Origin of the sequence: Streptomyces sp. NPDC059248, from assembly GCF_042753905.1 — a bacterium.
Classification (GTDB): domain Bacteria; phylum Actinomycetota; class Actinomycetes; order Streptomycetales; family Streptomycetaceae; genus Streptomyces.
The window spans coordinates 1-11,188 of the sequence record NZ_JBHYZV010000137.1; the positions used below are offsets into that span (position 1 = coordinate 1).

General features: G+C 71.2%; 11 protein-coding genes. 2 read left to right on the plus strand and 9 right to left on the minus strand.

Features of this window, described 5'->3' with window-relative positions:
• Positions 1 to 145 precede the first annotated feature (145 nt).
• Both ACFXG1_RS32260 and ACFXG1_RS32265 read right to left on the minus strand, forming a co-directional pair.
• Positions 146 to 835, minus strand: coding sequence for an SDR family oxidoreductase (locus ACFXG1_RS32260; RefSeq protein WP_384722214.1), 690 nt, complete (start codon positions 833 to 835; stop codon positions 146 to 148).
• A 52-nt stretch (positions 836 to 887) separates the two neighbouring features.
• A complete protein-coding gene (locus tag ACFXG1_RS32265) occupies positions 888 to 1,424 on the minus strand; it encodes a TIGR00730 family Rossman fold protein (RefSeq protein ID WP_384722217.1) in 537 nt (178 codons plus the stop codon).
• A gap of 132 nt (positions 1,425 to 1,556) precedes the next feature.
• On the opposite strand from ACFXG1_RS32265, the gene ACFXG1_RS32270 reads away from it, so the two are divergent.
• A complete protein-coding gene (locus ACFXG1_RS32270) occupies positions 1,557 to 2,354 on the plus strand; it encodes an alpha/beta fold hydrolase (protein WP_384722220.1) in 798 nt (265 codons plus the stop codon).
• Between the two features lie 139 nt (positions 2,355 to 2,493).
• On the opposite strand, the gene mnmA is transcribed toward ACFXG1_RS32270, so the two are convergent.
• Positions 2,494 to 3,618, minus strand: a complete 1,125-nt coding sequence (gene mnmA / locus ACFXG1_RS32275) for a tRNA 2-thiouridine(34) synthase MnmA (protein ID WP_384715064.1) — start codon at positions 3,616 to 3,618, stop codon at positions 2,494 to 2,496.
• A gap of 60 nt (positions 3,619 to 3,678) precedes the next feature.
• On the opposite strand from mnmA, the gene ACFXG1_RS32280 reads away from it, so the two are divergent.
• Positions 3,679 to 4,452 (plus strand): N-acetylmuramoyl-L-alanine amidase, encoded by a 774-nt coding sequence (locus tag ACFXG1_RS32280; RefSeq protein WP_384715061.1) that lies wholly within the window; start codon positions 3,679 to 3,681, stop codon positions 4,450 to 4,452.
• An 86-nt stretch (positions 4,453 to 4,538) separates the two neighbouring features.
• Here ACFXG1_RS32280 and ACFXG1_RS32285 read toward each other — a convergent pair whose 3' ends face one another.
• The 6 genes from ACFXG1_RS32285 to ACFXG1_RS32310 all read right to left on the minus strand — a co-directional run bounded on the left by ACFXG1_RS32285 (position 4,539) and on the right by ACFXG1_RS32310 (position 10,938).
• On the minus strand, positions 4,539 to 5,702 hold the full coding sequence (locus tag ACFXG1_RS32285; RefSeq protein ID WP_384715058.1) for a cysteine desulfurase family protein: 1,164 nt from the start codon (positions 5,700 to 5,702) through the stop codon (positions 4,539 to 4,541).
• A 219-nt stretch (positions 5,703 to 5,921) separates the two neighbouring features.
• Positions 5,922 to 6,767 carry a thioesterase family protein gene (locus tag ACFXG1_RS32290; RefSeq protein WP_384715055.1) on the minus strand — a complete coding sequence of 282 codons (846 nt, stop codon included), beginning with the start codon at positions 6,765 to 6,767 and terminating at the stop codon, positions 5,922 to 5,924.
• A gap of 55 nt (positions 6,768 to 6,822) precedes the next feature.
• Entirely contained in the window at positions 6,823 to 7,482 is a 660-nt protein-coding gene (locus ACFXG1_RS32295) for a trimeric intracellular cation channel family protein (RefSeq protein ID WP_384715052.1), read from the minus strand.
• A gap of 50 nt (positions 7,483 to 7,532) precedes the next feature.
• Positions 7,533 to 8,855: an ABC transporter ATP-binding protein gene (locus ACFXG1_RS32300; RefSeq protein WP_384715049.1), complete on the minus strand. Its 1,323-nt coding sequence runs from the start codon at positions 8,853 to 8,855 to the stop codon at positions 7,533 to 7,535.
• The gene (locus ACFXG1_RS32305; RefSeq protein ID WP_384715046.1) at positions 8,852 to 9,967 is read right to left on the minus strand and encodes an ABC transporter ATP-binding protein; all 1,116 of its coding nucleotides are present in this window, start codon (positions 9,965 to 9,967) and stop codon (positions 8,852 to 8,854) included. The genes ACFXG1_RS32300 and ACFXG1_RS32305 overlap by 4 nt, the downstream gene beginning before the upstream one ends.
• Entirely contained in the window at positions 9,967 to 10,938 is a 972-nt protein-coding gene (locus tag ACFXG1_RS32310) for an ABC transporter permease (protein WP_384715043.1), read from the minus strand. Before ACFXG1_RS32310 ends, ACFXG1_RS32305 begins: the two co-directional genes overlap by 1 nt.
• Between the last annotated feature and the right edge of the window lie 250 nt (positions 10,939 to 11,188).

The window sequence follows — 11,188 nt, forward strand, 5'->3', positions numbered from 1 at the left end:
TCTGGAAGGAGAGCGCGCGCAGGCCGCGAGGAACGAGCGGTCGAGCACGGTCGACTGAAGAACACGGCTAAAGCGCCCCGGAGGCGAACCGAGCCTTGAAAAAAGGGGGCTGAAGCGCCCCGGAGGCGAACCGAGCCCTAAAAACTCAGCGACCGGGTCGGACTGTGAGGTCGTTGATCTCGGCGTCTCGGGGGAGGTCGATCGCGGTGAGGATCGCGGTGGCCACGGACTCGGGGTCGATCCAGCGTGCGGGGTCGTACTCCCGGCCTTCTTGGGCGTGGACCTTGGCCTGCATGGGGCTGGCGGTCCGTCCGGGGTAGACGGATGTCACTCGGATTCCGTTGCCGTGCTCTTCGGCGCGGAGGGCGTCGGCGAGGGCTTTGAGGCCGTGCTTGGAGGCGGCGTACGCGCTCCATTCGGCGTGGGCGGTGAGTCCGGCGCCCGAGTTCACGAAGACGATCTGTCCTTGGGAGACCCGTAGCTGGGGCAGGAGCAGGCGGGTGAGTTCGGCCGGGGCGATGAGGTTGGTGTTGAGCTGGTGGTGCCATGCCTTGGGTGTGAGGTCGCCGACGGTGCCCAGGTCGACGACGCCCGCGATGTGCAGCAGGGTGTCGATCCGGTCGGGGACGTCCTGGTGGGAGAGGGCCCAGGAGATCCGGTCGGGTTCGGCCAGATCGGCCACCAGGGTGCGGGCGCCCGGGTAGTGGGCCGCGACCTCTTTGGCCCGTCCGGCGTCGCGGCCGAGGACGACGAGGTCGTCGCCGCGCTCGTGGAGTCTGCGGGCGACGGCGGCGCCGATGCCCGATCCGGCCCCGGTGATCAGGTGCGTGGTCATGACGGTCATGCTCGCATTTCGGGGCGGCGCGCTGCCATCGGGGCGTGTCCCGTCACGCGCCGAGTGCCTCTTCGAGGTAGGCGAGTGCGGCGGCGGGCTCTTCGGCGAAGAACACCAGGTCGGTGAGGGGTACGGGCAGGAAGCCTTCCGCTTCCATCCGCCGGAATTGGGTTTTCAGCCCGTCGTAGAAGCCGGCCGTGTTGAGCAGCACGACCGGCTTGTTCTGCCGGCCGTGCTTCTTCAGTTCGAGGATCTCGGTGGCCTCGTCGAGTGTCCCGGTGCCGCCGACCATGATCACCACGGCGTCGGCTTTGGCCAGCAGCAGGGCCTTCCGTTCGGCGAGGTCGCGGGCGATCACCATCTCGTCCGCTCCGGCGCGCGCGGTCGCGGCGAGGAAGTCGACCGAGACGCCGACCAGTCGCCCGCCGGTCTCCGCGACTCCGTCGGCGACGACTTTCATGAGGCCGCTCTCCGAACCGCCCCACACCAGGGTGTGGCCGCCTTTGCCGAGCAGTTCGGCGAACTCGCGGGCCGGTCCCGTGTACCGCTCGTCGAGGTCGGCGGCGGAGAGGAAGACGCAGATTCTCATGGCGTCACGGTACGGGACGGGGTACGGCTCGGGTGCCCGCCGGGGCCGGTTCCCGGCCCGCTGTGGGCGGTCCGGGAAAAGAAGTCCGCCGGGGAGCGATGAGTCGGGGAGTCCCGCCCGGTCAGCACTCTCATGGACAAGACGATCCGCACGCTGGACCGGACGCGGTCGGCGGACGGGACACCTCTCGCGTACGAACGGCGGGGCGACGGGCCCCCGGTGGTGCTGGTGGGCGGCGCGCTGAGCACGGCGGCGACCGATGGGCCGCTGGCCGATCTGCTCGCCGCGCGGTTCAGTGTGCTCACCTATGACCGGCGGGGCCGGGGCGGCAGCGGCGATCCCGGCGGGTACGCGGTGGAGCGGGAGATCGAGGACTTGGCGGCCGTCATCGAGGAGGCGGGTGGCAGCGCCCGGGTGCACGGGATGTCGTCGGGCGGTGTGCTGGCGCTGCGGGCGGCGGCGGCGGGGTTGCCGGTGACGCATCTGTCGGTGTACGAGCCGCCGTTCGATCCGGCCGTACGCCCCGGGCGGCCGCCGGCGGGTCATGTGGCGCGTACGCGCGCGCTGGTGGCCGAGGGCCGGGCCGGGGACGCGCTGGCGCTCTTCCTGGGCCTGATCGGGACGGCGGACGAGATGGTGGCGCGGATGCGCAGCTCACCTATGTGGTCGGGGCTGGTGGCGGTCGCGCATACCCTGCCGTACGACTACGCGGTCCTGGGTGACGGTTCCGTACCGCTGTGTCTGCTGCACGAGGTCCCCGTGCGGGTCATGGTCACGGACGGCGGCGCCAGTCCGCCGGCGGTCCGGGAGGCGGCGCGGCTGGTGGCGGAGGCGCTGCCGCGCGGGCGCCACCGGACCCTGACGGGGCAGACGCACGAGGCGTCGCCGTACGTCCTGGCGCCCGTCCTGGAGACCTTCTTCGCGACCTGAGCCGGCCGGCCCCGTACCACCGGTCCTTTACAGGGCCGGGGCTCCGTACCACCGGCCCTCTACAGGCCCCGCGCAGAGGGACCTGTAGGGGGGCGGGGCCGTACGGCTCCCCGGAGAGGGTCGTACGGCCCCGGAGGGTTCAGACGGCGGCGGTGGCGCGCCGGGTGGCGGAGATGGTCGCCGAGCCGACGACACGGCTGCCGTCGTACAGCACGATCGCCTGCCCGGGGGCGACGCCCCGTACCGGCTGGTCGAACTCGACGCGCAGTTCGCCGTTGTCGACGACCGCCGTCACCGGGGTCTCGCCGCCGTGGGCGCGCAGTTGGGCGGTGTACGTCCCCGGGCCCTCGGGCGCCGTCCCGCACCAGCGGGGCCGGATCGCGGTGAGTGCGGTGACGTCGAGCGCCTCGGCGGGGCCGACGGTGACGGTGTTGTTGACGGGCGAGATGTCGAGGACGTACCGCGGCTTGCCGTCGGGGGCCGGGTGGCCGATCCGCAGGCCCTTGCGCTGGCCGATGGTGAAGCCGAAGGCGCCGTCGTGCGTGCCGACCGTGGCGCCGCTCTCGTCGACGATGTCGCCCTCAGCGCGGCCCAGCCGGGCGGCGAGGAAGCCCTGGGTGTCGCCGTCGGCGATGAAGCAGATGTCGTGGCTGTCCGGCTTCTTCGCCACTGCGAGCCCCCGGCGCTCGGCCTCGGCCCGGATCTCGTCCTTGGTGGTGAGGGTGTCCCCGAGCGGGAACAGGGCGTGGGCGAGCTGGCGCTCGTCGAGGACACCGAGGACGTACGACTGGTCCTTGGCCATATCGCTGGCGCGGTGCAGTTCGCGGCCGCCGTCCTCGTGCTGCACGACGGTGGCGTAGTGGCCCGTGCACACGGCGTCGAAGCCGAGGGCGAGGGCCTTGTCCAGCAGCGCCGCGAACTTGATCTTCTCGTTGCAGCGGAGACAGGGGTTGGGGGTGCGTCCGGCCTCGTACTCGGCGACGAAGTCCTCGACCACGTCCTCGCGGAAGCGTTCGGCGAGATCCCAGACGTAGAAGGGGATGCCGATCACATCGGCGGCGCGGCGGGCGTCGCGCGAGTCCTCGATGGTGCAACAGCCGCGGGCCCCGGTACGGAAGGACTGCGGATTCGCGGAGAGCGCGAGGTGCACGCCGGTCACGTCGTGACCGGCTTCGACGGCACGGGCGGCGGCGACGGCGGAGTCCACGCCCCCGGACATGGCGGCGAGCACCCGGAGCGGGCGCTGGGGAGTCGTCTGAGTCATAGCCCTACCAGAGTACGGTCCTCGTGAAACGAGAGCTCGCGAGTATGCGTCGTAGGAGACATGGGACACGAATCGGAGCCGGTGAAGGAACGTCCGGACGGCGGGACGGAAGAGCGGCCCGAGCGGGGTGAGGCGGCCGGGGACGCCGCCGGCGGGGGCCGGGGGCACAGCCGTCCGCGGCGGCGGATCGGCCGTCGTGGGCTGCTGCTGGGCGGTGCCGCGGCGCTGGCGGGCGGCGGGCTGCTGGCGCGCGACGAGCTGAGCGGGCTGTGGTGGCGGGTGCCGGGGGTGTCCAAGCCCCGCAAGGAGGGTGAGCTGGATCACATGGGGGCCCAGTGGGCCGCGGCGTCCAAGGCGAACTGGCGGCTGGCCGACCGGCCAGACGACTACCGGATCGACCGGGTGATCATCCATGTGGTCCAGGGGAGCTTCCCGACGGCGCTGCGGGTCTTCAAGGATCCGGGGCACGGGGCGGCGACGCACTACGTGGTCCGCAAGGACGGTCATGTGGCCCAGATGATCCGTGAGCTGGATGTGGCCTTCCACGCGGGAAATCGTTCCTTCAACGAGCGCAGTGTGGGGATCGAGCACGAGGGCTTCGTGGACCGGCCGCAGGACTTCACGGACGCGATGTACGCGGGGTCGGCCCGGCTGACGGCCGGGATCTGCGTACGGTACGGGCTGCCCGCGGACCGGGAGCACATCATCGGGCATGTGGAGGTGCCGGGGACCGACCACACCGACCCCGGGCCGCACTGGGACTGGGACCGCTATCTGCGGCTGGTGCGCGAGGCGCTGCCCGAGGCACGGCGGCGGAACACGGCGCGCTCCTGACGGACGGGGCTTCGGGAGACCGGGCCCGGAAGCCCTCGGGCCCCGGAGCCCCGGATGGAGCCCCGGAGCCCTCAGCTCCGAAGCACTCAGCTCAGGCCCGCCGTGCGGGCCCGTTCGACCGCCGGCCCGATCGCCTTGGCGACCGCTTCCACATCCGCCGTGGTGGAGGTGTGGCCGAGGGTGAAGCGGAGGGTCCCGCGCGCCAGATCGGGGTCGGTGCCGGTGGCGAGGAGGACATGGCTGGGCTGGGCCACCCCGGCGGTACAGGCCGATCCCGTGGAGCATTCGATGCCCTGGGCGTCCAGGAGCAGGAGCAGCGAGTCGCCCTCGCAGCCGGGGAACGAGAAGTGCGCGTTGGCCGGGAGCCGGTCCTCGGGGTCGCCGCCGAGGATCGCGTCCGGTACCGCGTCGAGCACGGCCCGGACGAGTTGGTCCCGGAGGGAGCCGACCTCCCGGGCGAACTCCTCACGGCGTTCGGCGGCCAGCCGTCCGGCCACGGCGAAGGAGGCGATGGCGGGGACGTCGAGGGTGCCGGAGCGCACATGCCGCTCCTGGCCGCCGCCGTGCAGGACCGGAACCGGGGAGTAGTCCCGGCCCAGGAGCAGTGCGCCGATGCCGTACGGCCCGCCGATCTTGTGGCCGGAGACCGTCATGGCCGCGAGCCCGGACGCGGCGAAGTCCACGTCGAGCTGGCCGAAGGCCTGGACCGCGTCCGCGTGGAGCGGGATGTCGTACTCGGCGGCGACGGCGGCGAGCGCGGCGACCGGCAGCACCGTACCGATCTCGTTGTTGGCCCACATGACGGTCGCGAGGGCGATGTCGCCGGGGTCGCGTTCCACGGCCTCGCGCAGGGCCTCGGGGTGGACCCGCCCGTAGGCGTCGACAGGCAGGTACTCCACGGTGGCGCCCTCGTGTTCGCCCAGCCACTCCACGGCGTCGAGCACGGCGTGGTGCTCGACGGGGCTGGCGAGGACCCGGGTGCGCCGGGGGTCGGCGTCACGGCGCTGCCAGTAGAGGCCCTTGACGGCGAGGTTGTCCGCCTCGGTACCGCCCGAGGTGAAGACCACTTCACTGGGGCGGCCGCCCAGGGCGTCGGCGAGGGTCTCGCGCGCCTCTTCGACGGTACGGCGGGCCCGGCGCCCGGCGGCGTGGAGCGCCGACGCGTTGCCGAACGCGGTGAGCTGGTCAGTCATCGCCTCGACGGCCTCCGGGAGCATCGGAGTGGTCGCTGCGTGGTCGAGGTAGGCCATGGTGGCCCCGATTCTACGAGGCGGGGAGGGGGTGCATTCCCCGCGCGTAGGGGTACGAGGGGCGGCACGGCTCCCGGAGCGGCGGGCCGGGGGGGTGGACCGGGCTCCACGAGGACGAGGAGCGGCGGCACTCACCCGCCCCCGCCGGGCCCGGTCACACGGCGGCGACGGCGACGGCGACGACGGCGGCGGCGGCGACAGCCACAGCAGTGACCGATCTCAGCGGGGAACCTTCGCCAGTTGGCGGGACTGGGCCACCAGCCGGTCCCGGCTGTCCCAGACTTCGGCGTCCTCCTCCAGGAAGCCGCCCGCGAGATTGCGGGTGGAGATCGCGACCCGCAGCGGGCCCGGCGCCGGGCGGCAGCGGATGTGGGCGGTGAGTTCGACGGTGGGGGTCCAGCCCTTGAGGCCCAGGTCGAAGGCGGTGGGCGGGAGGCAGTCCACGGTCAGCAGCAGGGAGAGGGGGTCGGCGTCACGGCCGTCGGCGAGGGTGAACCAGCCCCGGACCTCGCCCTTGCCCGACGGGGCGCCGAGCGCCCAGCCGACGGTGGCCGGGTCCAGCCTGATGTCCAGCCGGCCGAGGATCGCCCAGGTCTTCGAAAGATCGAGACCGGGGGCGTCGGCGGGGCCCACGCACTGCTCGTACGGCGGCAGGGCGGGCGGGGTGGCCGAGGTGCGGACCTCGTCGGTGAGGGCGTCCAGATCGCCGTAGGTCGCCAGGACCCGGATGCGTTCGACCTCCCGGCCGTCCTCGTCGGTCTGGAAGAGCGACGCCTGACCGGTGGCGAGCGTACGGCCGGTGCGGACGGTCTGGGTGCGGATCACCGCGGGCCCGGGGACGCAGGCGCTCAGGAAGTGCCCGGAGAGAGTGAAGGGGTCGGGGTGGGGCAGCGCGTCCCCGAGGGCGCGGCCGAGCAGTCCCAGCAGATAGCCGCCGTTGACGGCGTGCAGGATCGTCCACCCGGGCGCGAGGTGGACGTCGTAGACGCCGGGGCCCCGCGGGACGACGGCGGTGTCCCGGTCGAACTCGCTGTTTCCTATGGATGCCTGAGCTGCCTGTGCCATGGAGGCACCGTACCCCAGCTCAATACTAAGCGGTAGCTTTCCGGGGGTCCCGGGCTCAGATCTCCTCCGTCGCCGTGGAGCGGCGGTTCCAGGCGCGCGGGGCCCGCCAGTGGAAGCGGATCGCCAGCAGCCGCAGGACGAAGGCGGTCAGAACAGCCATACCGCTGGTGAAGGCGTTGAGGGTGTCGAACCGGATGAAGAGCGCGACCATGGTGGCGCCCACGATGGCGGGGACGGCGTACAGATCGCGGTCCCAGCGGAGCAGTGACGGCACCTCGTTCGCCAGGACGTCCCGCAGGACGCCGCCGCCCGCCGCGGTCGCCACACCGAGCACCGCGGACGAGGTCAGGCCGAGGCCGTACTCGTACGCCTTGGTGGTCCCGGTGACGCAGAACAGGCCGAGGCCGGCCGCGTCGAAGACGTTGACGCCGGTCTGGATCCGTTCGACGACGGGGTGCAGGAAGAAGACCAGGGCCGTGGCGACCAGGGGCATCAGGAAATAGCCGAGCTCGGTGAAGGCCGCCGGGGGCACGGCACCGATGATCAGATCACGCAGCAGCCCTCCGCCCAGCGCTGTGACCTCGGCGAGTACCGCCATTCCGAAGACGTCGAAGTTCTTGCGGACGGCGAGCAGCGCGCCGGAGATCGCGAAGACGAAGATTCCGGCGAGGTCGAGCGCATGCTGGACGGAGGGCGTGAACAGTTCTTGGAGCACCGGACGATTGTGCCGTTTGTCCGGCGCGGATTCCGTTCCGCTCCCGCGGGCTACTTCCCGGTGTCCTCCGCGTCCGGCTTCCCGGACGGCTTCCCGGACGGTTCCCCGTCCGCCTCCGCCGCCCCGGCCGCGGGCTCGTCGCCATCGGCTTCACCGGCTTCCGGTGCCGACTCCGCCCCGGCCTCAGCCGCCGCCCCGAAATCCGTCTCTGCCGCCACCCCGGACTCCGTCTCGGAATCCGCCCCGGACTCCGTCTCCACGGCCTTCGGAACGGCGGAGACCACCTCGACCGCCTCCCGCGCCGACTCCAGGACCGTGTCGCCCGGCGCCTGGTCCGCCGCGTTCTCCGGGTGGTGACAGGCCACCTGCTGCCCCGGGCGCAGCTCGATCAGCGGCGGCTCCTGCGTCTTGCAGAGTTCCGTCGCCTTCCAGCACCGGGTGTGGAAGCGGCAGCCCGCCGGGGGCGAGATCGGCGAGGGGACGTCGCCCTTGAGCAGGATCCGCTCGCTCTTGACGCCCCGCCGTCGCGGGTCCGGTACCGGCACCGCCGAGAGCAGCGCCTTGGTGTAGGGGTGCATCGGCGACTCGTAGAGCGACTTGCGGTCCGCCAGCTCGACGATCTTGCCGAGGTACATCACCGCGATCCGGTCCGAGACATGGCGGATCACGGACAGGTCGTGGGCGATGATCAGATAGGTCAGCCCCAGCTCGTCCTGGAGGTCGTCGAGGAGATTGACGACCTGCGCCTGGATCGAGACGTCCAGCGCCGAGACGGGTTCGTCGGCGACGACGAGCTTGGGCTTGAGCGCCAGCGCCCTGGCGATGCCGATCCGCTGGCGCTGACCGCCGGAGAACTCGTGCGGATAGCGGTTGTAGTGCTCGGGGTTGAGCCCCACCAGGCCCAGCAGCCGCTGGACCTCCTTCTTCACGCCGCCCTCCGGCTCGATGCCCTGGAGCTTGAAGGGCGCGGAGACGATGGTGCCGATGGTGTGCCGGGGGTTCAGCGACGAATAGGGGTCCTGGAAGATCATCTGGACGTCGCGGCGGAGCGGGCGCATCCCGGCGACGCCCAGGTGGGTGATGTCATGGCCCTGGAACTCGATCCGCCCTGCGGTCGGCTCCAGCAGCCGGGTGATCAGCCGCCCCATGGTCGACTTGCCGCAGCCCGACTCGCCCACCACACCCAGCGTCTCGCCGGAGCGGATGTCGAAGCTGAGCCCGTCGACGGCCTGTACGGCCCCGGTCTGGCGCCGCAGCAGACCCTTGCGGATCGGGAAGTGCTTGACCAGGCCCTCGACCTTGAGCAGCGACTCGGGCCGGGAGTCCGCACCGGCCCCGTCGGCCTGCTGGGGAATCTTCACGTTGTCACTCACAGCTTGGGCGCAATCTCTTCGGTCCAGATCCGCGTCCGCTCGTCCTTCGCCATATGGCAGGCGGAGAAGTGCCAGCCGCCCGCCTGCTGGAGTTCGGGGCGGACGGTGCGCGTCACATTGTCCTTGGGCACATCGGCGTACGGGCACCGCGGATGGAAGGCACAGCCGTCGGGGATGTTGATCAGGCTGGGCGGTGAGCCCTTGACCGGGATGAGCCGCTCGGTCTGGTCGCGGTCGATCCTCGGCATCGAGCCGAGCAGACCCCAGGTGTAGGGGTGCTGGGGCTCGTAGAAGACCTGCTCCGCGGGGCCGCGTTCGACGCACCGGCCGCCGTACATCACCAGGATGTCGTCGGCCAGTTCGGCGACGACGCCCAGGTCGTGGGTGATGATGACGACGGCGGAGCCGAACTCCTTCTGGAGATCGCGCATCAGATCGAGGATCTGCGCCTGGACGGTGACGTCGAGGGCCGTCGTCGGTTCGTCGGCGATCAGCAGTTCGGGGTTGTTGACCAGCGACATCGCGATCATCGCCCGCTGCCGCATGCCGCCGGAGAACTCGTGCGGATAGCTGTCGACGCGCTTGTCGGGCTGCGGGATGCCGACCCGGTCGAGCATCTCGATCGCCCGGGTGCGGGCGGCCTTCTTGTCGACGTCGTGGTGGACCCGGTACGCCTCCACGATCTGCTTGCCGATCGTGTAGTACGGGTGCAGCGCCGACAGCGGGTCCTGGAAGATCATCGCCATCCGGCGGCCGCGGAGCTTGCGTACCTCGTCCGGGTCGCAGCCGAGGAGTTCCTGCCCGTCGAGCCAGATCTCGCCGGATATCCGGGCCCGGCCGCGGCCGTGCTGACCGGCGGTGTGCAGCCCCATGATGCCCAGGGACGTCACGGACTTCCCGGAGCCGGACTCGCCGACGATCCCGAGGGTCTTGCCCTTCTCCAGCTGGAAGCTCAGCCCGTCCACGGACTTGACCAGGCCGTCGTCGGTGGGAAAGTGCACCTTGAGGTCGCGGACCTCCAGGAACGCGCTGGGCGCGGGCGAGCCGACGGGGGCGATCGCACCGGGCACGGTGGCCGGGGCCCCGGCCCCGGACTTCTTCAACTCGCTCATCAGAGCCTCACACGCGGGTCGACGACGGCGTACAGCATGTCCACGACGAGGTTCGCGACACAGATGAACAGGGCGGCGAAGAGGGTGACACCGAGAATCAGCGGAAGGTCCTTGGAGCTGATGGACTCGATGGCGAGCTTGCCGAGTCCTGGCAGGTTGTACGTGGACTCGGTGAGCACGGCACCGCCGAGCAGCGCGCCGAGGTCGAGCCCGAGCAGGGTGAGGACGGGCGTCCAGGTGGAGCGCATGGCGTGCCGTCCGATGACGACGCGTTCGGTCAGCCCCTTGGCCCGCGCGGTCCGGATGTAGTCCTCGCCCATGATCTCCAGCATGGTGGCGCGGGTGAGCCGGGCGTACATCGCGGCGTACAGGAAAGCCAGGGTGATCCAGGGGAGGATCAGGCTCTGGAACCACTGGGCGGGATCGTCGCCGAGGGCCGCGAACTCGCCGCTGACCCAGTCGAGCTGCCAGCTGAAGACGGCGAGCGAGATCAGGCCGGTGAAGTAGATGGGGAGCGAGACGCCCGCCAGGGCGACGGTCATCGCGGCCCGGTCCCAGATGGTGCCCCGGCGCAGGGCCGAGACCACACCGGTGGAGACTCCGCCGACGACCCAGAGCAGACAGGCACCGCCCGCGAGCGCGAGGGTGACCGGGATCGCCTCGGTGAGCTGCGGCCAGACCGCCTGCTCGGTACGGAAGGAGTAGCCGAAGCAGGGGGCAGGGCACTTGGTGACGTCGGTGCCGTTGGCGTACTCCCGGCCGGCGAAGATGCCCTGGACGAAGTTCCAGAACTGCACCAGTACGGGATCGGCGAGACCCAGCTTCTTCCGGATTCCCTCGATCGCGACGGGGTCGGCCTGCTTGCCGGCGAACAGATACGCCGGATCGGAACCGGCCCACTTGGGGAGCACGAAGAAGATGACGAAGGTCGTCAGGGTCACGACCAACAGCATCATGGCGACGGCGAACAATCGCCGGATGACATAAGCAAGCACTGTGCGCGGCCCGGCGACGGCACCGAGCCCGGGTTACGGGTTCGGGGCGCCGCCCGAGGCCATCACCTGCCCTTCGGGACTGGCGGGTTGGGCGTTGGTGGGGTGGTGCCGGTGGTGACCCGCGCCTGGGGCAGCGGGGGCCCACCCCCCGACACGGGGGGCGGGGGGACAGTGGGATAATAAAAAAAAACACAGCCCACCACAAAAACCCAGTATATAAAAAGGG